The sequence below is a fragment of the Providencia sp. PROV109 genome (assembly GCF_033681625.1).
Classification (GTDB): domain Bacteria; phylum Pseudomonadota; class Gammaproteobacteria; order Enterobacterales; family Enterobacteriaceae; genus Providencia; species Providencia hangzhouensis.
In genome coordinates, this window is sequence record NZ_CP096320.1 from 1,849,050 (window position 1) to 1,869,363 (window position 20,314).

At 42.7% G+C, this 20,314-nt stretch carries 23 protein-coding genes; 17 read left to right on the top strand and 6 right to left on the bottom strand.

Features of this window, described 5'->3' with window-relative positions:
* From cheW to M1F25_RS08425, 8 genes are all read left to right on the top strand, one after another.
* A complete protein-coding gene (gene cheW, locus M1F25_RS08390; protein ID WP_004909833.1) occupies positions 1-498 on the top strand; it encodes a chemotaxis protein CheW in 498 nt (165 codons plus the stop codon).
* A 104-nt stretch (positions 499-602) separates the two neighbouring features.
* Positions 603-2,288: a methyl-accepting chemotaxis protein gene (locus M1F25_RS08395; protein ID WP_112308176.1), complete on the top strand. Its 1,686-nt coding sequence runs from the start codon at positions 603-605 to the stop codon at positions 2,286-2,288.
* 116 nt (positions 2,289-2,404) lie between these two features.
* Complete coding sequence (locus M1F25_RS08400; RefSeq protein ID WP_094961162.1) at positions 2,405-3,973, top strand: methyl-accepting chemotaxis protein; 1,569 nt, start codon at positions 2,405-2,407, stop codon at positions 3,971-3,973.
* Positions 3,974-4,106: 133 nt separating this feature from the next.
* Entirely contained in the window at positions 4,107-4,943 is an 837-nt protein-coding gene (locus tag M1F25_RS08405) for a CheR family methyltransferase (RefSeq protein ID WP_094961163.1), read from the top strand.
* On the top strand, positions 4,943-6,010 hold the full coding sequence (locus M1F25_RS08410) for a protein-glutamate methylesterase/protein-glutamine glutaminase (protein ID WP_094961164.1): 1,068 nt from the start codon (positions 4,943-4,945) through the stop codon (positions 6,008-6,010). The genes M1F25_RS08405 and M1F25_RS08410 overlap by 1 nt, the downstream gene beginning before the upstream one ends.
* Before the next feature lie 41 nt (positions 6,011-6,051).
* Positions 6,052-6,444, top strand: coding sequence for a chemotaxis response regulator CheY (gene cheY / locus M1F25_RS08415; RefSeq protein WP_004255705.1), 393 nt, complete (start codon positions 6,052-6,054; stop codon positions 6,442-6,444).
* 24 nt (positions 6,445-6,468) lie between these two features.
* Positions 6,469-7,107 carry a protein phosphatase CheZ gene (locus M1F25_RS08420; RefSeq protein WP_094961165.1) on the top strand — a complete coding sequence of 213 codons (639 nt, stop codon included), beginning with the start codon at positions 6,469-6,471 and terminating at the stop codon, positions 7,105-7,107.
* A gap of 86 nt (positions 7,108-7,193) precedes the next feature.
* Positions 7,194-7,511, top strand: a complete 318-nt coding sequence (locus M1F25_RS08425; RefSeq protein WP_004255698.1) for a helix-turn-helix transcriptional regulator — start codon at positions 7,194-7,196, stop codon at positions 7,509-7,511.
* 42 nt (positions 7,512-7,553) lie between these two features.
* Here M1F25_RS08425 and M1F25_RS08430 read toward each other — a convergent pair whose 3' ends face one another.
* Genes M1F25_RS08430 through M1F25_RS08440 form a run of 3 tightly spaced genes read right to left on the bottom strand, consistent with a single transcriptional unit; the run spans position 7,554 to position 8,662 of the window.
* Positions 7,554-8,111, bottom strand: a complete 558-nt coding sequence (locus M1F25_RS08430; RefSeq protein WP_144141262.1) for a hypothetical protein — start codon at positions 8,109-8,111, stop codon at positions 7,554-7,556.
* Between the two features lie 15 nt (positions 8,112-8,126).
* Positions 8,127-8,435: a CcdB family protein gene (locus tag M1F25_RS08435; protein WP_144141264.1), complete on the bottom strand. Its 309-nt coding sequence runs from the start codon at positions 8,433-8,435 to the stop codon at positions 8,127-8,129.
* Positions 8,435-8,662, bottom strand: coding sequence for a type II toxin-antitoxin system CcdA family antitoxin (locus M1F25_RS08440; RefSeq protein WP_004255691.1), 228 nt, complete (start codon positions 8,660-8,662; stop codon positions 8,435-8,437). The genes M1F25_RS08435 and M1F25_RS08440 overlap by 1 nt, the downstream gene beginning before the upstream one ends.
* Positions 8,663-8,925: 263 nt before the next feature.
* On the opposite strand from M1F25_RS08440, the gene flhB reads away from it, so the two are divergent.
* Both flhB and flhA read left to right on the top strand, forming a co-directional pair.
* Positions 8,926-10,077: a flagellar biosynthesis protein FlhB gene (flhB, locus tag M1F25_RS08445; protein ID WP_140170721.1), complete on the top strand. Its 1,152-nt coding sequence runs from the start codon at positions 8,926-8,928 to the stop codon at positions 10,075-10,077.
* Positions 10,070-12,169: a flagellar biosynthesis protein FlhA gene (gene flhA, locus M1F25_RS08450; RefSeq protein WP_004255687.1), complete on the top strand. Its 2,100-nt coding sequence runs from the start codon at positions 10,070-10,072 to the stop codon at positions 12,167-12,169. The genes flhB and flhA overlap by 8 nt, the downstream gene beginning before the upstream one ends.
* A 769-nt stretch (positions 12,170-12,938) precedes the next feature.
* Here flhA and M1F25_RS08455 read toward each other — a convergent pair.
* From M1F25_RS08455 to flgA, 3 genes are all read right to left on the bottom strand, one after another.
* On the bottom strand, positions 12,939-13,379 hold the full coding sequence (locus tag M1F25_RS08455; protein WP_004255682.1) for a flagella synthesis protein FlgN: 441 nt from the start codon (positions 13,377-13,379) through the stop codon (positions 12,939-12,941).
* 9 nt (positions 13,380-13,388) lie between these two features.
* Complete coding sequence (flgM, locus tag M1F25_RS08460; RefSeq protein WP_110591517.1) at positions 13,389-13,691, bottom strand: flagellar biosynthesis anti-sigma factor FlgM; 303 nt, start codon at positions 13,689-13,691, stop codon at positions 13,389-13,391.
* 356 nt (positions 13,692-14,047) lie between these two features.
* Complete coding sequence (gene flgA, locus M1F25_RS08465) at positions 14,048-14,686, bottom strand: flagellar basal body P-ring formation chaperone FlgA (RefSeq protein ID WP_181489692.1); 639 nt, start codon at positions 14,684-14,686, stop codon at positions 14,048-14,050.
* Positions 14,687-14,922: 236 nt separating this feature from the next.
* Here flgA and flgB point away from each other — a divergent pair, with 236 nt between their 5' ends.
* From flgB to M1F25_RS08500, 7 genes are all read left to right on the top strand, one after another.
* Positions 14,923-15,336: a flagellar basal body rod protein FlgB gene (flgB, locus tag M1F25_RS08470; RefSeq protein ID WP_004255669.1), complete on the top strand. Its 414-nt coding sequence runs from the start codon at positions 14,923-14,925 to the stop codon at positions 15,334-15,336.
* A gap of 5 nt (positions 15,337-15,341) precedes the next feature.
* Positions 15,342-15,746, top strand: a complete 405-nt coding sequence (gene flgC, locus M1F25_RS08475) for a flagellar basal body rod protein FlgC (RefSeq protein ID WP_096864712.1) — start codon at positions 15,342-15,344, stop codon at positions 15,744-15,746.
* A 12-nt stretch (positions 15,747-15,758) separates the two neighbouring features.
* Positions 15,759-16,616: a flagellar hook assembly protein FlgD gene (locus M1F25_RS08480; RefSeq protein WP_094961172.1), complete on the top strand. Its 858-nt coding sequence runs from the start codon at positions 15,759-15,761 to the stop codon at positions 16,614-16,616.
* 27 nt (positions 16,617-16,643) lie between these two features.
* Complete coding sequence (gene flgE / locus M1F25_RS08485) at positions 16,644-17,864, top strand: flagellar hook protein FlgE (RefSeq protein ID WP_094961173.1); 1,221 nt, start codon at positions 16,644-16,646, stop codon at positions 17,862-17,864.
* A 15-nt stretch (positions 17,865-17,879) separates the two neighbouring features.
* Positions 17,880-18,635 (top strand): flagellar basal body rod protein FlgF, encoded by a 756-nt coding sequence (locus M1F25_RS08490; protein WP_004255659.1) that lies wholly within the window; start codon positions 17,880-17,882, stop codon positions 18,633-18,635.
* Positions 18,636-18,653: 18 nt separating this feature from the next.
* Positions 18,654-19,436 carry a flagellar basal-body rod protein FlgG gene (gene flgG, locus M1F25_RS08495; protein WP_004255657.1) on the top strand — a complete coding sequence of 261 codons (783 nt, stop codon included), beginning with the start codon at positions 18,654-18,656 and terminating at the stop codon, positions 19,434-19,436.
* 70 nt (positions 19,437-19,506) lie between these two features.
* Positions 19,507-20,289, top strand: a complete 783-nt coding sequence (locus M1F25_RS08500) for a flagellar basal body L-ring protein FlgH (protein WP_004255652.1) — start codon at positions 19,507-19,509, stop codon at positions 20,287-20,289.
* The last annotated feature ends 25 nt before the right edge of the window (positions 20,290-20,314 follow it).

Consider the following 20,314-nt stretch of genomic DNA (forward strand, 5'->3'; position numbering starts at 1 on the left):
ATGTCTATGTTAGATGATGATTTAAATAAACACGAAGAAGAAAAAAACGGCGAAGGCTACCTCATTTTTACCTTGGGTGAAGAAGAGTATGGCATTGAAATCTTAAAAGTGCAGGAAATTCGTGGCTATGAACAAGTGACTCGTATCGCGAATACCCCTGATTTTATCAAAGGTGTGACTAATTTACGTGGAGTCATCATTCCAATTATTGATTTACGGGTGAAGTTTTCCCATGAAAACGTGGTGTATAACGATAACACGGTCGTTATTGTGGTGAATTTAAAAGATCGCGTTGTCGGTATTGTCGTCGATGGGGTTTCGGATGTGCTGGTCTTGAATGAAGAGCAAATTGCGCCACCACCTGATTTTGCGGTGACATTATCGACCCAATATCTGACAGGGCTCGGAACATTAAATGACCGTATGTTGATTTTAGTCGATATCGAAAAATTATTAACTAGCGATGAAATGGCGCTGATTGACAGCATGGCTGAGTAATTCTCAGCCCCAATAATTGTTCAAATAATAATAAGTCATTAACTAAAGTTTTTGGTTGGATGACCGATATCCAAAATACAACAAAATTATGTTAGTAAAACGTCATGTACAGTCGAATTAAAATCGTATCGGGACTTTTGTCCGTCATTTTTATCTTTATTTTGCTGCAACTGGTATCCAGTGGGTTGATGTTTACCAAACTGGGCGATAACAGCGACAGCATTAGTTATTTGAATTCCTTACAACGCCAAAGACAAGTATTAACAGAAAGTTGGGTTAATTTGTTACAAGCCCGGGCGAACTTAAACCGCTCTATCAATGCCTATTTGCTCGAAGGTCGTAAAATTCAAGACGATGCAACGACAGAAGACTTGATTAAAGCCGCTAAACGTAACTTTAAATCAGCGGATGACGCTTACGCACGTTATAACAAGCTGATGCAAAGTTCAGATTATGATAAAGCCAGATTTGAAAAGCTGTTTAGTACCTATGAAACCTATCGTGATGCGTTAATCAAGCTAAGTGAATTCGCTGAAAAGGGTGACCTTGAAGGTTTTTATGCACACAGAACCTCAGGGCACCAAGTGAAATTTGAAGAGCAATTTAACGCTTATTTTGCGGATATATCTGCTGATTTCCAGGCCGAAGTCGTCAATGCAGATAATAACTATCGCCAATCATTATACATGTTGGTGACGTTATCTATCTTACTCGCTTTGATTGGTTTCTTCAGTTATCGCTATGTTCGTAAAGGTATTATCGAGCCACTCGGTATCTTAATTGAACGTATTAAAGTCTTTGCTTCAGGGGATTTAACACCGAATGTGACAACAATTGCCAAAAATGAAATTGGTGAATTGGCCAATGGTGTTCAGCACATGCAACAAGAGCTGATTAATACGGTTCGTGGTGTGCTAGATGGTAGCGAAACTATTTACCAAGGTACAACCGAAATTGCAGCAGGTAACAATGACTTGTCAGCACGAACGGAGCAACAAGTCGCTTGCTTAGAAGAAACTTCAGCCAGCATGAGTGAACTGACTGCCACTGTTAAACAAAATACCGAATACGCCCACCAAGCGAGTGAATTTGCAAACCAAGCTTCAGTGATAGCAAAAGAAGGCGGCAAAGTGGTATCCAATGTCGTTAGCACCATGCTGAATATTGCGGATAGCTCACAGAAAATCTCTGATATTACTGCAGTTATCGATAGCATCGCTTTTCAAACTAACATCTTAGCGCTTAATGCGGCAGTTGAAGCGGCAAGGGCAGGTGAGCATGGTCGTGGTTTTGCCGTTGTTGCTGATGAAGTGCGTAATTTGGCACAACGCAGTGCAGATGCCGCTAAAGAGATTAAAACGTTAATTGAAGATTCGGTGTCAAGAACTGGGACAGGCGCTCGCCAAGCTGAAGATGCAGGCGAAACAATGACCAAGATTGTTGAATCTGTTACACGTGTTACTGACATTATGACGCATATTGCGACCGCATCAGACGAGCAAAGCAAAGGAATTGCACAAGTCAGTATTGCTGTCGCTGAAATGGACAAAGTTACGCAGCAAAATGCGTCGCTGGTTGAGCAATCCGCGGTTGCAGCCAATGTATTGGAAGAGCAAGTGGCAAAACTGTCGCAACTGATTTCTATCTTCCGTTTACCACCATTAAAACAAAGTGAAATACGCAATATTCAGCCGGCAGCAAGAACGGTTTCAAATATCGTTAAAACACCGGATCTGACAAAACTGTCATCGAAAGAACATAAAGATGATGACAATTGGGAAACTTTCTAAGGGTTAAGCTCAGTCTTTCGCTGCAATGCTTTGGTTTTGCAGCGTTTCTGTGCATTAGAAAACAAGGCAATGTTTCAGAGGTTCAGTTCTCTTAGCTGGCACAAGTGGGGATTTCTATGTTTGGTAAAAATATCCGGATTTCGGTGAGTTTGTATCTTCTTCTCATTTTATTTTGTGGGATGCAGATTGTGTCTAGCGGGGTTTCTGTTGGGATTGTTGTAAGCGAATTAAAATCCTTAGAGCGCATTGATTTGGGGTCTGATAAGCGTTCGATGCTTGAAGAAACCAATAAACACCTAATGCAAGCACGCAATAGCCTAACGCAAATTGCATTGCTGCATAAAGTCGGTGGTAATGAACCATTGATTGAAGAAACAAGAGTGACTTTTGACAAATTACTCGCAGAAGCTGAGAAAGACTACACTATGTTTAAAAACCAGCCTCTTTTAAGTGAGAAAGAAAATCTTGCGGCTTTAGAGGCTCGGTATCAAGCATTTGTCTTAACACTCAAAGCATTAAAAACACATTTAGATAATAACGATATTGCAGCCTATATTGAACTTCCTGCTCAAGAAAACCAGGATCAGTTGGAGCAAGTTGTTGAGGAATACCTTGAATTACTGAATGCTGAAAGCGACGAATCTCTTGCGGTAGCAAGAATGTATAACACCTTCGCTTGGAGCTCATTTTGCTCAGTGATCGTCATTATCATCGCGGTTATTGCATTTGCTCATTATTGGATGAAACGTAAAGTAATTAACCCACTGAAGAGTATGGGAGAGCACTTTGCATTAGTGGCTGATGGTAAACTCAATCAGAAAATTGAAGTGACGACCCGTGATGAAATCGGTGAGGTATTTGGCAAACTAAAGGATATGCAGGAGTCTTTAGTGACTTCAGTGACCGCCTTGCGTTCAAATACTGACCAAATGTATACCGGTATTCGTGAAATTGCTTTAGGTAATAATAACTTATCTTCACGTACTGAGCAGCAAGCAGCATCACTCGAAGAAACTGCGGCTAGTATGGAAGAGTTGACAGCAACCGTTAAGCAAAATGCGGATAACGCACGTCAAGCCAGTGAACTTGCTGTTAGTGCATCGAAAACCGCAACGAAAGGTGGAGAGATCACCGAAGACGTGATTGACACCATGACTTCCATTTCTAATAGCTCACAAAAAATCAGTGCCATTATTAGTGTGATTGATGGGATTGCTTTCCAAACCAATATCTTAGCATTGAATGCTGCCGTTGAAGCCGCTCGAGCAGGTGAACAGGGGCGCGGATTTTCTGTGGTTGCTGGTGAAGTTAGAGCGCTAGCTCAGCGCAGTGCGGAAGCGGCAAAAGAAATTAAAACCTTGATTGATGAGTCTGTCGGTAGAGTGAGCCAAGGTTCTCAGCTTGTTAATGAAGCGGGGGAAACCATGAGTGAGTTAGTTGCAGCTGTTAACCAAGTTACTGAATTAATGGGCAACATTGCTTCTGCTTCCAATGAACAAAGTCGTGGTATTGAGCAAGTCGCCACAGCGGTAAGCCAAATGGATTTAGTGACACAACAAAATGCGGCATTAGTGGAACAATCGACCAGTGCGACGGCGGCGTTAGAAGACCAAGCAAACAACTTAGTTGATACGGTTGCATTCTTTGAATTACCCGAAAGTCATTTAAATCGTAATCGGCGTTAAGTGTTGTGAAAATTCGTTTCTGAATTTTCGGTGGATAACCGTAACAGGTTATTTTTCCTTAGGTTATCCATCCTAAAAGGCAGCCAAATAACTGGCTGCCTCTGGGTTTTTATTGAATAGGACGACAAGTACGATGCTTTTTGTACCACAGGTAGAACCACTGACTGATGATGAGTTTGGTCGGGTTTGTCGATTTATTCATAAAAAATCAGGCATTGTCCTCACCATGAATAAAAAAAATATGGTCTATAACCGGCTGTTAAAGCGGTTACGTGATTGTAATATCGACAATTTTTCCGATTATTTGCGGATGTTAGAGCGTGAGCCTCACCATGCAGAATGGCAAGCTTTCGTGAATGCTTTGACGACAAATTTAACTGCGTTTTTTCGTGAACCGCACCATTTTGTGACGTTAGCGGACTTTGTTCGTACGCGTAAAAATAGTGCCATTAATATTTGGTGTGCCGCATCTTCAACGGGAGAAGAGCCGTATTCGATAGCAATGACATTAAGTGATGTGCTTGGGCCGAATGCCATCAATGCCAAAGTGATTGCCAGTGACATTGACACGGAAGTGCTAGAAAAAGCGAAACAAGGCGTATACCGCGTAGAAGAGCTGAAATCATTAACGGCATTACAGCGACAACGTTATTTCATGAAAGGGGTTGGTGAATTTGACGGTTATGCACGAGTCAAACCTGCATTGCGCCAAATGATTGAATTTCGTTACTTAAACTTGAGTGACCATGACTGGCAGATGCAACATCGGTTTGATGCGATTTTTTGTCGTAATGTCATGATTTATTTTGATAAAGAGATGCAGATAAAAATGCTAGAGCGTTTTGCTCCATTGCTTAAGCCAGACGGATTACTGTTTATCGGGCATTCCGAAAATTTATCGCAGTTATCACAAAGTTTCGTTATTAAAGGGCAAACCGTCTACAGCTTGCAAGCGGCGAGGAGGGGGTAATGAAAAAGATTAAAGTGCTATGTGTGGATGACTCAGCATTGATGCGCCAATTAATGCGCGAAATTATTAATAGTCACGAAGACATGATTGTGGTTGATACTGCACCAGACCCTTATGTTGCACGTGACTTAATCAAACAACATGAACCGGACGTGATCACGTTAGACGTGGAAATGCCGCGAATGGATGGTATTGATTTCTTAGAAAAACTAATGCGCTTGCATCCAATGCCTGTGGTAATGGTTTCAACATTAACGTCGAAAGGTTCGGAAGTGACGTTAAAAGCGCTGGAATTAGGTGCTGTGGATTTTGTCACGAAACCACAAATTGGTATTCGTGAAACCATGATGAGTTATCGAGATATTATTGGTGAGAAAATTCGCGCAGCAGCCATGTCTAAAATTACTCAGCGCAGCCGCTTTGCCCGCCCTGACAAAAAGGTTAATGAGCCAGTTTCTCAAGCGAAAGCACTCTCTCCCTATGTTTGCAATAGCCGTGTGATTGCGGTTGGCGCATCGACCGGAGGAACGGAGGCAATACGGCAATTTCTGGAAATGTTACCTCATGAATGCCCTCCGGTAGTGATCACTCAGCATATGCCAGCGGGTTTTACGCGTTCTTTTGCTGATCGCTTAAATAAGCTCTGTGTATTGACCGTAAAAGAAGCTGAACACAACGAACTATTACAAAAAGGCCATGCATATATTGCACCAGGCGATTCGCACATGTTGATTGCGGATAAAGGCAAGGGATTTCAAGTTATTTTGCAGCAAAGCGAACCTGTTAACCGGCATCGTCCTTCTGTTGATGTGTTGTTTGATTCAGTCGCTCAATGTGTTGGGCGAAAATGTATTGGCATTTTATTGACAGGGATGGGGATGGATGGCGCGAAAGGGCTATTAAATTTACGTAAGCAAGGGGCTATCACTTACGCACAAAACGAAAGTAGTTGCGTGGTGTTTGGAATGCCTCGCGCGGCGATTGAATTGGGGGCTGCGGATGAGGTGCAAGATATTCTCAAGATTGCCCCAAGTGTTTTAGCAAGACTTTCTTCTGTCACGGTTTAAACCGTGACAGGAATTCACAATTGTATTTTGAAGGAGTGGTTATGGCCGCTAAAGATCTCAGTTTTTTGGTTGTCGATGATTTTTCTACAATGCGACGTATCGTCCGTAACTTATTAAAAGAGCTCGGATTTAACAAAATAGAAGAAGCAGAAGACGGTGTTGATGCATTAGAAAAAATCCGTACAGGTAGCATTGATTTTGTTGTTGCTGACTGGAATATGCCAAACATGGATGGCCTTGAGCTGCTTAAAACCATTCGTGGTGATGATGCTTTGAAGCATATCCCCGTATTAATGGTGACAGCAGAAGCGAAAAAAGAAAATATTATTGCCGCTGCACAAGCGGGTGCGAGTGGTTATGTCGTTAAGCCGTTCACTGCCGCTATCTTAGAAGAAAAACTGAATAAAGTATTTGAAAAAATGGGGCTGCAATAACAGTGCGTGCCAAAGGAGATTTTCATGACTGAGCAAGTGGGTATGGAAGGTATTCGCAATGGTAATGATGATTTAAAACAAGTCATTACGCGCATTGGTACGCTAATGAGAACGCTGCGTGAAAGTATGCGCGAATTGGGGCTAGAAAAAAGCGTTCAACAGGCAGTGGCGAGTATTCCAGACGGAAAAGATAGGCTGCGTTATATCGCCCAAATGACGGCGCAAGCGGCAGAAAAAACCTTAAATGGTATTGATGTCATCAAACCACTGCAAGTGGAAATGAATAAAAATGCGCAGGTATTGCAACAGCAGTGGCAAGAAACCGCTGGAGATGGGGTTCCTGCACAATTGCGTGAGTCAACAGAAGCTTTTTTAGGGCAAGTGATCCAAGACAGCGAAACCACCAAAGCAGAGCTGTTAGAAATCATGATGGCGCAAGATTTCCAAGATTTAACAGGGCAAGTCATCAAAAAAATGATGGAAGTGGTTGAAGAAGCTGAAAAGCAACTGCTCGCACTGTTAATGGAAAATACACCACCTGAAATGCGTGCGAAAACGCAAAACGAAAGTTTGCTCAATGGCCCACAAATCAATAAAGAAGGCGTAAATGTGATGGCATCACAGTCTCAAGTTGATGATTTGCTTGATGAACTGGGCTTCTAATCGCCGACAAGTTTTTAATTCAACTACTCTAATTACATAGGGTTAGGGTAGTTTTATTGTATTTGCGTTACAAGGAGAGGATTGCAATGATAAATAACGATTTAATTTCTACTTTTGTGATTAAAGAAAAAAAAGAACCAAAAGAAATAGTTCAAGAAAATGATGGAGATATTAATGAGTGCTCTACTGAATTACAGATGAGACAGGCGTTAATTAATCAACTCAAAAAAGCGCGTTTAGCCAATAATTTAACCCAAATTCAAATTGCGGAAAAAATGCAAACTCAAAAGCAGAACGTGTCCCGTTTGGAAAAAGCACAGTTCGACCCAAAATTAGGCACATTATTAAAATATGCAGAAGCGGTGGGGATGCGGATTACCTTGGATTTTTCCTCTAAACCTTGAATTATATAGAGCCTATAAGTATTCAGCTGAACAATTTAATTGCTAATCATGTTGATAAACAGCAATGATTTTACTACCAAGTATTTGCTCAAATTCCTCGATAAAATTATCGCGTATATCCCAATTATGAAAACTAAAACCTAAATTGCCGAATGCCCATTGAGGGTCAAACTGCCATTCATTAAGTGAGCCATGAAAATCGCAATAAAAACAAGCGAGATTTTCTGGTTTTCCTTCATACCAGTCGGATACCGCATCACCCCATGCGTGACTCTGTTCGCTTTGTTCATTTGCACATTGTGGGCAGTAAATACCGAGACCATTTCCCCCTGCATGAAAAACTGTTCGTTCTGTCACGATAGACAGGTAGTTTTTTAGCGTATCTTCAGGAAGTTGAGTTGGGACGATTTCATCATTAATTACGTACAAAATGGGTTCTTTGTGAGTGGGGGTAGGACGATAAATCACTTCACCATACTCGATACTTTGAAAGTCAGGGTCGATAATACCTTGATGTTTTAGCCAATTAAGCATACGTAAGGCTTCTTTTGGGGCATCTTCTAAAGTGATATCAGGGGCAACAAGGTGACAAATATCCATAATAACCCTTCATTGTTAAAAGCCATCAATCAGTAAGTCAATTGCGTGTTTAATGGTGTCTCGTTGGCTACTTAAGTCAACGATTTCTTTCCCTAATAATGAATGAGGGACGCAAGCCATTTGGTGAGTCATTAAAATAAAAACCTGCCCGTTGATAACTAATTGGGGGGTTAAGCGAGCGGGTAATGGCTTTTTAACTAGCCTGCTATCGAATAACGGGATGACTAAGCGAGTATTCAATAAATCAATAATATTACTTTGAATATCCAGTAAATATGGGTATTTGATAGCATCATCTCGGTTTTGATAGAGGCGATATTGCATTAAAAATCCTTGTATTTATCTGAGAGTAATCCATATTCTTCATTTATCCTGTTTAACTCATTAAAGCCTTCGACATTGTCATTTTTCCATTTTTGCGCTTCGAGGCGTTTTAATTCAGCTTGTAAGGCACAAGCCAGTATTGCTGATAAGTTAAGTTTAGCCCGCCTTGCTTGTTCGTAGAGTTCAGGCGCGACAGTGACACTGACGGTTTTTTTTGTTCTATTCATAGATGCTCCTTATACACGTGTTATGACACGTGTACTTTAGCACAGCTCATCGATCACGATAGGGATTTTATCAACAAATATTGCCATTATCAGAGTATCTTTAATTTATTGCGATTATTTGCGAAACCCTTCGCAAAGTTGCCGCCTTATTGTTCAATAGCCAAATAACCCCCTTGAACTGCGTCTATTTTCCACCATTGATTTTTTTACACTCTGTCATGCTATAGCGATAACTCGTATTTTCATTACATTTTGGAACCGCGGTGTCCGACGAGAGTGATGTAGAAAAAACCGAAGAGCCTACGCCCCATAAAAAGCAAAAAGCCAAAGATGATGGGCAAATCGTTCGTTCAAAAGAACTTAGCTCGCTAATGATGATGTTAGCAGGCGTGAGCTTGCTATGGCTAAGTGGTGGACACCTCGCGGCACAATTGCGGCAAATTACTCGTCAGGGTTTTATTTTTGATGGCCACTATTTACAAAATACAGGCTTGATGATCAGTTACTTAGGGCGTGTGGTCAGTGAGGCGTTATTTGCCTTATTACCAGTCATTGGCGGGTTAGCTTTGGTTGGAATTTCTGCGTCATCGTTAGTCGGTGGGCTCGTTTTTAATAGCAAGTTGATTAAATTTGATTTGAAAAAGTTAAATCCAATCAAAGGGCTAAAACGTATTTTTTCGATGAATGCCTTATCTGAGTTATTTAAAGCGATTTTGAAATCCTTATTTGTTGGTTTGGGCGCGTTTATTTTTCTTTGGCAAAGTTGGCCATCGTTACTGCATTTAGTGATGGAATCACCCGTTACGGCGCTAAGTAATGCATTACAGAAAGTGATTTTTGCGGGATATTTAATCGTATTTTTGCTTATCCCAATGGTGGCTTTTGATGTTTTCTATCAGTTTCGTTCCCATTTGAAAAAATTGCGCATGAGCCGTCAGGAAATTAAAGATGAATTCAAGCAGCAAGAGGGTGACCCGCAGATTAAAGCCAAAATTCGCCAACAGCAGCGTGCGATTGCGCGTAACCGAATGATGGCGGATGTTCCGAATGCAGATGTTATCGTCACTAACCCAACACACTATGCGGTCGCCCTTAAATATGACGACAAAAAAATGGGGGCACCCAAAGTATTAGCGAAAGGAGCTGGAGTATTAGCTCAGCGCATCAAAGAAATTGGTGAAGAGCACCGAATATTACAGTTAGAAGCACCGCCTCTTGCTCGTGCGCTATACCGCCATGCGGAGATAGGACAAAGCATTCCTGTTGCATTATATGCCGCGGTTGCAGAAGTTTTAGCATGGGTTTACCAATTGCGCCGCTGGCGCCGAGAAGGTGGGCTCAGACCCAAAAAACCGAAAAATTTACCAGTGCCACCGACGCTGGACTTTGCTGGAGATAACAATCGAGATGGCTAATTTGGCTTCATTATTAAAATTGCCGAAAAATTTACAAGGAACGCAGTGGCAAATACTGGCCGGCCCGGTTCTGATATTAATGATCCTGTCGATGATGGTATTGCCATTACCGGCTTTTTTATTGGATTTACTGTTTACCTTTAATATTGCACTTTCCATTATGGTGTTATTAGTGGCGATGTTCACAAAACGCACATTAGATTTTGCGGCATTTCCTACCATTTTGCTATTTGCAACTTTATTGCGCCTCTCTTTGAATATCGCCTCGACGCGAATTATCCTGTTAGATGGCCATACAGGACCAGATGCTGCCGGGAGAGTTGTCGAAGCCTTTGGCCACTTTTTGGTGGGTGGCAACTTCGCCATCGGTATTGTGGTATTCATTATTCTTGTGCTGATTAACTTTATGGTTATCACTAAGGGGGCGGGGCGTATCGCGGAAGTGGGCGCTCGCTTTGTGTTAGATGGCATGCCAGGTAAGCAAATGGCCATCGATGCCGACTTGAACGCGGGTATCATTAATGATGATGAAGCGAAAAAACGCCGAGCGGAGGTTACGCAAGAAGCAGATTTCTACGGTTCGATGGATGGTGCAAGTAAATTCGTGCGAGGAGATGCTATCGCGGGGATCATGATTATGGTGATCAACGTGGTTGGCGGGTTAATCGTTGGTGTAGGCCAGCACAATATGTCTTTGGGAGATGCCACCAGTGCCTATACCTTGCTGACTATTGGTGATGGGCTTGTCGCGCAAATTCCAGCTTTGATTATTTCCACCGCTGCTGGGGTTATTGTCACTCGTGTGGCAACAGATGAAGATGTGGGTGAACAAATGGTCACTCAATTATTCAATAACCCAAGAGTGATGTGGTTGAGCGCTGGGGTTCTAGGTTTAATCGGTTTAATACCGGGTATGCCTAACTTTGTATTTTTACTGTTTACCGCGGCACTGGCTGCCCTTGGTTGGTATTTAGTCCGCAAATCCCAACAACCCGAAAGTAGTGCGGGGGATAATAGCCAATCTCAGCATTTTCAAGAAGCCAATAAAGTGGTTGAAGCCACGTGGGATGACGTTCAACTAGAAGACTTGTTGGCGATGGAAGTGGGGTATCGGTTGATCCCATTAGTCGATAATGACCAGCAAGGTGAATTATTAGGGCGACTACGTGGTTTACGTAAGAAATTTGCTCAAGAAGTGGGGTATTTGCCACCCGTGGTGCATATCTGCGATAACTTAGCGCTTTCCCCTTGTGAATACCGAATTCTAATTAAAGGCGCGGAAGTTGGGCGGGGGGAAGCACAGCCAGGGCGTAGTCTGGCTATTGACCCAGGTAATGCGGCTGGGTCGTTACAAGGGGATGTCACTAAAGAGCCAGCATTTGGTTTACCCGCCATTTGGATTGATGATGATTTGCGTGAGCAAGCACAAATCCAGGGGTATACCGTGGTATCCGCGAGTACTGCAGTGGCTACTCACTTTAATCAAATTTTACTGCAAAACTCCAGCACCTTATTTGGCCGCCAAGAAGCCCAAATGTTGTATGACCGCGTGAAAAAAGAGATGCCAAAATTGGCAGATGACCTGATCCCAGATACGATTTCATTAACGATTTTGCACCGCGTTTTACAAAACTTATTAATGGAAGATGTGGTGATCCGCGATATGCGTACTATCATTGAAACCTTGGCTGAAATGGCAGGAGAAAATGGGGAAAACAAAGATACCGATTACTTAACATCCCAAGTGCGCATTGCATTAGGGCGAGCAATTACACAGCAGTGGTTTGGTAATGCAGAAGAAATTCAAGTGATTGGTTTAGAGGCTAGCCTTGAGCAGATTTTGCTGCAAGCCGCGAAGAACGGCGGTGGGTTAGAGCCGAACTTGGCGCAGTTTATTCAAACTCAAGCGGAGCAAGCTGTAGCTCACCAAGAAGCGATGGGCGCGCCTACAGTGCTGTTAGTTAACCATGGATTACGCTTGATTTTATCGCGTTTCTTGCGGCGCAGTCTGCCGCAGCTGGTGGTCATGTCGAATTTAGAAATGACGGACCACCGTAAAATTCGAATGACGTCGATGATCAGTGGTAGTTAATCATCTTGCTTTTAGTTATATGGTTGTGTAGGATAAATATGTAGTCGCTTTGAAGCTAAATTGTTCTTATACCTAAGGTGTGTATTTGAATGCTCGTCAAAGCGCAAAGAAAGTATGAAGAGGCCGCTCTTTTAAGAGCGGCCTCTTTGTATTTAATTGACTAAAAAACGCCCTACAATTCTGCCTTTATCCGTTAGTAAGACAGATTGCCCATCACGCAGGACTTTTTTCAAATTGTGCTTTCGTCCAATTTTACTCAAAGCTATCTTTTTTGTACTTGATGCGAGTTTAAATGCGGTTAATCCATCTATATGGATAAGCTGAACTAGATCTTTATGAGTAAAGCTATTTAGGTAATAGGATTGCATATCGCTAGATAGCCAGCCAAGTAAGTCAATTAAATGGCGATATTCTAACTTTAGTCGACTTAATGTTGAAGCTATATCATTAGGGGCACTCTTAATTATTGAACTATCAAATTCATTTAGATCTGTAGTTTTGAATATGGTTCGGTAGTTAAAAAACGTTCAATGCTAATGTCCAAAATACGTGAGTTTATATTTATAGGTGGTGGCCTAAACATATCCTATCCCTTTGATAAATTTATTTTAGTTAAGACGATGAAATTTACCTAATCTACCATCAAGAGGAATATGAAAAAAAGAGATTGCAGCAGCAACTTTGTCTGTATTTTAGTAATTCTATTGAGTGAGCTGCCTGACGAGCCTCAGTATGAAAGGAGAGGGTTGTGAATTAGGCAAAACACACCTTAAATTGAAATTTTCTTACCTAATGCAGGGCGCTTTGACTCTAAACCATCAGCACCATAAGTGGATTGGTTATTATGTTTTTTCACAAAGTTTAGGCGCTGAGCATTCAGCTCAATATGCAGTTGCAGCATTTGGTGATTACGATAATTCAGCTCTTTTAGCTCAGTTGTTAAGCTTTTAATGGCTTCCCATACACCCGTTAGTGCATTATTTCCTTCATAAGGTGCGCTGATTTCAGCTTGTGCTTCTAATGCTAAGCGGTTTGTTTCACCATGGCCGATAGCAGCAACTAAAAACCGTTTTTGCTCAGTGGTTTCTTGAAAAGGCGAAGGCGGCACACGGTGATAACCTAGTAATAGCTCTTCATTTTTCATCACTATTTGTAATGATTGCAAATGAGCGAGTTGTTGCTCAAGTAATATCAGTAATTCGTCAGTCATAGTGGTTATTTATTTCATTGATAACATGCATTCATGAGCATCGCGCAAAATGCCATCAGCAATTTTTTCAGCATCCATTGTTAGGGTGCCATCTTTGATTGCTTGTTTAATTTGTTCAACTTTAGCACTATTAATATCACTTGCTTGAGGTTGCAATAATTTTTTTTGTAGCTCACTAGGAGCAAAAGAACTTTCTTTAACGACTTCATTAGTGGACACTTTTTTGTCCCGCATCGGGGCAGCCGCATCTTGTGGGTCGCGGTTTGTCACCTGAGCCAGTGCAGAAATTGCAGATGTTTGCTCAATAGCCATAATGTATTTTCCTATTTCCGATTTTTTTCATATGTCAGTTATCGGCTTATGTTTATGAATCTTTAGTGTATATAGTGTTACAAAATATTGCACTACTCGTCATACTTCAAGTTGCAGCGTTGTTGACTGCGCTCAGCTCGCCGAATTACATACTTATGTATGCTCATCGGCCTCTCTTCACTTGTCGCCTAGCTGCCACTCGAATTATTTAGAGTATATACTCGTGATGCTTTAAGTTGCAGCGTTGTTGACTGCGCTCAGCTCGCCGAATCACATACTCATGTATGCTCATCGGCCTCTCTTCACTTGTTGCCTAGCTGCCACTCGAATTATTTAGAGTACAAGCGGGGGGCGCTTTATTTTAATGCCACTTGAACGCTGCCATTTTCTAGCGCTTCCCCATTTACAACTTGCCCATTTAACAATCGTACGCGGGTATTTTGGCCGGCAGTAGCATTATTTATTGCTCTTCCTTCGTATTTCACTGAAAAATTATCACCACTGGCGAATACAAATACGGTTTGCCCTGCTTTTATTGCCCAAGGCTGCCTTATCATTGATTTTGTGAATGTTTGACCTGCTGGAATATTACGCAGGGCTACTGCTCCGCGAAGTGCGATTTTGTCTGTACTTGCGCCTGCGGGGAGTTTATGTAATAAGCCTTTTTTGGTTCCGATATCAACAAATTGTATGGGTTCCCCTCTATTTATATTGCGTGTTGCCACGTAATACCGGCCTGTCACATTCACTGTTAGCTGAATAAATTGCTTTTTTTTACCACATTGCACAGGAAGGGACACATTCCCCATATTACGCCCGCCAATAGGTGGGTTGATTTGTGGCTTCTCGCAAATAGGCCAACGTTCAATTGGTGTTTTGATTTCGATTGAAACGTGGGTTTTCTTGCCATGAATTTGGCGAAAATAATGGTTAATATCTTGGGGTAATGACGCTTGAGAAAGCGCTGGAGTAAGACCTAACAAACTGATTACCATATATAAAGGCAATTTTTTAGTGTAATACATCCCGTTTTATCCCCCAGTAAGCAAACTTTTTCACAATTGCAGTTTACGCAGCTGCGTAATAATGAATGAGCCAAATAGGTCAATTATTTTGCCTTTATCCCGCCATTAGATTTTTTAGTAGGCCGCTAAGATATGCGGGTCGAATTTTAATTTTTACTCGCGAACGTTCAAATTCAGGGATCGCGTTATCTCCATTGAGGACCACTATGATTGATAAATTAAACGCCACGTTTGCTTTCCAGCAACAGGCTTTGTCAATACGCGAAGCAAGGCAGACTGTATTAGCTTCAAACATTGCTAATGCCGACACACCCGGCTACCAAGCACGTGATATTGACTTTAATCGTCAACTTCAACAAGCCATGGATAAAGGTGTGGTAGGGGGAAAAGGTGTGACTCTTGCTGTCACTTCGAAAGGGCATATTGAAGGCCGAGGGGGCAAAGCGCCAAATATTGACCTGAAATATCGTGTTCCTTACCAAACCTCAATGGATGGTAATACGGTAGATATGGACATTGAACGTAGCCAATTCGCAGATAACACCCTGAAATATCAGGCCGACCTTACATTTATCAATAGCCGCGTCAAAAGTATGTTGGCTGTCTTACAGCAAGGGTAATTGCCATGGCTTTACTAAGTATTTTTGATATCTCCGCATCGGCATTGACTGCGCAATCTCAACGTTTGAATGTCAGTGCGAGCAATATGGCCAACGCAGAAAGTATCGTGGGGCCAGATGGCCAACCATATCGCGCAAAACAAGTTGTTTTTCAAATGGCACCACAAGGGCGTCACGAAGTGGGAGGCGTGCGTGTGAGTGAGCTGATAGAAGACCCTACGCCACCCCGTATGGAATATAAGCCCGGTCACCCGTCAGCGAATGAAAAAGGCTATGTGCAAATGCCAAATGTCGACATGGTTGGCGAAATGATCAACACCATTTCAGCCTCTCGTAGCTATCAAGCCAACTTAGAAGTGATGAATACAGCAAAAACATTGTTGCAAAAGACACTGACTATAGGCCAGTAAGGGAGCATTTTCATGGGAGTTGCAGCCACAATGTACGACTCTTTGGATAATACGACTGCGGGCCCTCAGCCAGCTGCGAGTAATGTGCCAAAGAAAAGTCAAAGTGACGATATGCGTGACACTTTTTTAAAAATGATTGTCACACAAATGCAAAACCAAGACCCAACAAAACCAATGGAAAATACGGATTTAACCAGCCAATTGGCGCAAATAGCGACACTTGAGAGTATGAATAAACTCAGTGATAGCGTGAGTGGTATTTCCCAACAAATTGGTTCAGGTCAGTCATTGCAAGCCACTCAGCTGGTTGGTAAAGGTGTGCTTATTCCGCGCAATGAAATCATCTTAGCGCCGCTCAAAAAAGCGAGCACAGGTGAAGACAGCAATGTGATTAAGCCATCAAACCCGCTTCCAGACGAAGGCATCAGCCCAAATAGCCCTTCAATGTTTGGATTAAGTAACAAAGATGCCATTGAAGGTGAAGAGGGCACTGAAGAGCCGCAATCTGAATATATTTCCTCGCCGTTTGGCTTCTTTTTGCCGAAATTGGCGGACAACGTTGAAATTACCATTCGCGATAAAAACCGAATGGTTGTGCGAACCATTACCTATGATACGGAAGTTAAACCCGATATCTATGATATGGCATGGGATGGCCGTGATAACAACGGGAACTTAGTCACCGATACAACAGGAAAATATTACTTTGATGTGAAAGCTGTTAGTTCAGGAGCTGAAATCGAAGTGACCAAACTGGGGTATACCCGTGTTAACGGTGTGACTCCTGGAGCTGACGCACCATTACTTGATGTTGGCATTGGGCAAAGCGTCCCGCTGAGCAGCATTTTCAAAGTTTATCCATCTTCTTAATTTACCCCCAATACTCATGGAGAAAATATGTCTTTTTCACAAGCAGTCAGTGGCTTAAATGCAGCCTCAGCGGGGCTTGATTCAATTGGTAATAATATTGCCAACTCCGCAACAAATGGTTTTAAAGGGGCGACGACCTCATTTGCAGATATGTTTGCAGGTTCAGGTGTTGGCCTAGGCGTTAATGTGGCCGCGGTGACACAAAATTTTAAAGATGGCCCAATCACACGTACGGATAGAGCGACAGACGTTGCCATCTCCGGAAATGGTTTTTTCCGTGTACAAGACCAAAACGGTGATACTTACTACAGCCGTGATGGTCAATTCTTACGCGATAAAAGCGGTAATTTAGTCAATAACCAAGGGATGGTAGTCACAGGTTACCCTGCGAGTGTTGATGAAAAAGGCAATGTTACCATCCAAAGTGGTGGTGTACCTGAAGGCTTGAATATCCCAACGGATATGATGGATGCGAAAAAATCTGAGTTAGCGAAACTGACGATAAACCTTAATTCTGAAGATAAAGTTAAAGATAAGAAATTTGACATCACAAAGCCTGATGATTCAGCAACGTATAACTTTAGCACCACAATGACCGCTTTCGATAGTCAAGGTAATACCCATGAAATTTCAGTGTACTTTGTTAAAGAGTCAGATAACAAATGGACCGCTTATGCGAAAGACGCTAACGAAACTGAAGCTAAAAAACTGGGTGAACTAGAGTTTGATGGTAATGGTAAGTTAAAAGACGCAGATAAAGCCACATTTGCTTTTGCGTATAACGGGTTAAATGGCGCTGATAATGGAATATTAAACGTTGATTTAAGTAAGACTCGTCAACAAAAGGTCAGCGAGTCTTCTGTTAGTGCAATTGATGTTGACGGTTATCCAGCCGGTGAATACACCACCTTCAAAATTGAAGATAACGGCTTAATTACCGCTAACTATTCTAACCAACAAAAACGTGTGGTTGGTCAAGTGGCATTATCTGCTTTCGCAAATCCAAATGGTCTGGTATCCCAAGGTGGCAACGTTTGGGCCTCTTCTAATGCGTCAGGTAACCCGATGGACGGCGTTCCGGGTGTCGGTCAGTTCGGTAAATTAACCAGCGGTGCGTTGGAGTCTTCTAACGTGGATATGAGCCAAGAGTTAATTAGCATGATTGTGATGCAGCGTAATTACCAATCAAACGCGCAAACCATCAAGACACAAGATCAGATGTTACAGACGCTGGTTAACTTACGATAAAACAAGAGGGTGGCCATGGATCACGTCATTTATACCGCGATGGGAGGAGCGCGTCATGCGCTGGAAAACCAAGCGATTGTTTCAAATAACATTGCCAATGTGTCAACCGCAGGCTTTAAAGCGCAATTGTCCGCAATGCGTGCCGTGCCGATACATGGTGACAGCGAGCAAACCAGAACGCTGGTGGTGGCATCTACTCCCGGCGCTGATATGAGCCAAGGGCCACTCAATTATACGGGTAAGCAAACCGATGTTGCGTTAAATGATAAGCATTTTTTGGCTGTTGAATTAGCGGATGGCACAGAAGCTTATACCCGTAACGGTAACATTCAAGTGTCTAGTGAAGGTGAGCTTGTTATTGGTGAGCGCCGCTTACAAGGTGATGGCGGGCCGATTAACGTTCCGCCAAATGCGGAGTTAACTATTGGCGCTGACGGTACCGTTACTGCGCTTTTGGCGACTGACCCCCCGACTATGTTAGGGCAAATTGGGCGCTTGAAAGTGGTTGAAGCACAGCCGCAAGACTTGATCCGTGGCGAAGACGGTTTGTTTCATTTATCACCACAAGGGCAAGCGGCAAATGGCAATGCTTTGCCACAAAGCGAACGAGGCATTGTCACTGCTGGGGTGATTGAGGGCAGTAATGTCAATGCCGCAGAAGCCATGGTTTCGATGATTGCCAATGCAAGGCACTTTGAAATGCAAATGAAAGTTGTCCGCAGTGCTGATGAAAATGCACAACGCGCCAATCAACTGCTCGCGGTTAGCTAAATACAGTAAGGAATTATTATGATCCGCTCATTATGGATTGCTAAAACAGGGCTTGATGCTCAACAAACTAACCTTGATGTTATTTCTAATAACTTAGCCAACGTTAGTACCAATGGTTTCAAGCGCCAACGCGCTGTTTTTGAAGATTTAATGTACCAAAATATTCGCCAGCCGGGCGCAATGAGTTCAGAACAAACTTCATTACCATCCGGCTTACAAATGGGAACGGGTTCACGCCCTGTTGCCACCATGCGTATTCATGCGCAAGGCGCATTAAATAAAACGGGAAATACCAACGATATTGCTATCCGAGGCCAAGGTTTTTTACATGTGCAAATGCCTGATGGTACGGATGCTTACACCCGTGATGGCGCATTGCAGCCAAACCAAGATGGCCAGTTAGTGACCTCAAGTGGTTACCAAATCGTTCCTGCGATTATGATCCCCGATAACGCGAATAGCTTGTCGATTGCGCGCGATGGTACCGTGACCATTACCGTCTATGGCGATAACCAACCACAGCAAATTGGCCAAATTACATTAACCACCTTCATTAATGATGCTGGTTTGGAAAGTATGGGTGAAAACCTGTATATGGAAACCGCAAGTTCCGGCGCACCAAATGAGAGCGCACCGGGGACCAATGGCGCCGGTTTACTTTATCAAAACATGTTAGAAACCTCTAACGTCAATGTGGCAGAGGAGTTGGTCAACATGATCCAAACTCAGCGTGCTTATGAAATCAACAGTAAGGCGGTATCCGCTTCTGACCAAATGTTACAGCGCTTAACGCAATTGTAATTGGTAAAAAATACGTAAAAATAACTCATTGCGATAGTGATGAGTTATCAATGAGAGGGATCTCTTCGTGATGATAAAACGTACACAGCAGCAAAAGAGTAACATGATGATTGAAAGCGGCACGATTTCTCAACAGCAAAAAGCAGCGTTACTAACGCGTTTCATAGCGCCTAAACAGGCAGGGTTACTTGCCATTTTGGTCTTAGTTACCAGCGGTTGTGCACAAATCAAATCGCGTCCATTAGTGGACACACAAACCACGGCAATCCCAACAGCGCCGACAGCACCAGCACCCAATGGCTCGATATTTCAAAGCGCTCAACCTGCTTATTATGGCTATCAGCCATTATTTGAAGACCGGCGCCCTCGTAATGTTGGTGATATTTTAACCATTAACTTGCAAGAAAACGTGAGTGCGAGCAAAAACTCCTCAGCGAATGCCAACCGTAGTGGGAAAACAGGTTTCTTAGCTGCGATATTACCGGGTTTCATGCAAGGGTGGATTGGCGGTAAAAACACAGAATTAGATATTAAAGGTAACAGTGACTTTAGCGGCAAAGGCGGTGCCAATGCCAATAACACCTTTAAAGGCACCATCACTGTCACAGTCGACCAATTATTGGCGAACGGTAATTTACATGTGGTTGGTGAGAAACGCATCGCGATAAACCAAGGTACTGAGTCGATTCGTTTCTCTGGGGTGGTTAACCCGCGCACTATCGGTTCAGACAATCATGTGAGTTCGACACAAGTCGCTGATGCACGCATTGAATATGTGGGTGACGGCTATATTAACGAATCGCAAAACATGGGATGGCTACAACGCTTTTTCTTAAATGTTTCGCCTTATTAATTAAACATTAGCGAGAAAACAGCCG

Bases quoted from the DNA above. Each gene is read 5' to 3' on its own strand.
- cheW (WP_004909833.1), top strand. From the start codon at position 1: ATGTCTATGTTAGATGATGATTTAAATAAACACGAAGAAGAAAAAAAC.
- M1F25_RS08395 (WP_112308176.1), top strand. From the start codon at position 603: ATGTACAGTCGAATTAAAATCGTATCGGGACTTTTGTCCGTCATTTTT.
- M1F25_RS08400 (WP_094961162.1), top strand. From the start codon at position 2,405: ATGTTTGGTAAAAATATCCGGATTTCGGTGAGTTTGTATCTTCTTCTC.
- M1F25_RS08405 (WP_094961163.1), top strand. From the start codon at position 4,107: ATGCTTTTTGTACCACAGGTAGAACCACTGACTGATGATGAGTTTGGT.
- M1F25_RS08410 (WP_094961164.1), top strand. From the start codon at position 4,943: ATGAAAAAGATTAAAGTGCTATGTGTGGATGACTCAGCATTGATGCGC.
- cheY (WP_004255705.1), top strand. From the start codon at position 6,052: ATGGCCGCTAAAGATCTCAGTTTTTTGGTTGTCGATGATTTTTCTACA.
- M1F25_RS08420 (WP_094961165.1), top strand. From the start codon at position 6,469: ATGACTGAGCAAGTGGGTATGGAAGGTATTCGCAATGGTAATGATGAT.
- M1F25_RS08425 (WP_004255698.1), top strand. From the start codon at position 7,194: ATGATAAATAACGATTTAATTTCTACTTTTGTGATTAAAGAAAAAAAA.
- M1F25_RS08430 (WP_144141262.1), bottom strand. From the start codon at position 8,111: ATGGATATTTGTCACCTTGTTGCCCCTGATATCACTTTAGAAGATGCC.
- M1F25_RS08435 (WP_144141264.1), bottom strand. From the start codon at position 8,435: ATGCAATATCGCCTCTATCAAAACCGAGATGATGCTATCAAATACCCA.
- M1F25_RS08440 (WP_004255691.1), bottom strand. From the start codon at position 8,662: ATGAATAGAACAAAAAAAACCGTCAGTGTCACTGTCGCGCCTGAACTC.
- flhA (WP_004255687.1), top strand. From the start codon at position 10,070: ATGGCTAATTTGGCTTCATTATTAAAATTGCCGAAAAATTTACAAGGA.
- M1F25_RS08455 (WP_004255682.1), bottom strand. From the start codon at position 13,379: ATGACTGACGAATTACTGATATTACTTGAGCAACAACTCGCTCATTTG.
- flgM (WP_110591517.1), bottom strand. From the start codon at position 13,691: ATGGCTATTGAGCAAACATCTGCAATTTCTGCACTGGCTCAGGTGACA.
- flgA (WP_181489692.1), bottom strand. From the start codon at position 14,686: ATGGTAATCAGTTTGTTAGGTCTTACTCCAGCGCTTTCTCAAGCGTCA.
- flgB (WP_004255669.1), top strand. From the start codon at position 14,923: ATGATTGATAAATTAAACGCCACGTTTGCTTTCCAGCAACAGGCTTTG.
- flgC (WP_096864712.1), top strand. From the start codon at position 15,342: ATGGCTTTACTAAGTATTTTTGATATCTCCGCATCGGCATTGACTGCG.
- M1F25_RS08480 (WP_094961172.1), top strand. From the start codon at position 15,759: ATGGGAGTTGCAGCCACAATGTACGACTCTTTGGATAATACGACTGCG.
- flgE (WP_094961173.1), top strand. From the start codon at position 16,644: ATGTCTTTTTCACAAGCAGTCAGTGGCTTAAATGCAGCCTCAGCGGGG.
- M1F25_RS08490 (WP_004255659.1), top strand. From the start codon at position 17,880: ATGGATCACGTCATTTATACCGCGATGGGAGGAGCGCGTCATGCGCTG.
- flgG (WP_004255657.1), top strand. From the start codon at position 18,654: ATGATCCGCTCATTATGGATTGCTAAAACAGGGCTTGATGCTCAACAA.
- M1F25_RS08500 (WP_004255652.1), top strand. From the start codon at position 19,507: ATGATAAAACGTACACAGCAGCAAAAGAGTAACATGATGATTGAAAGC.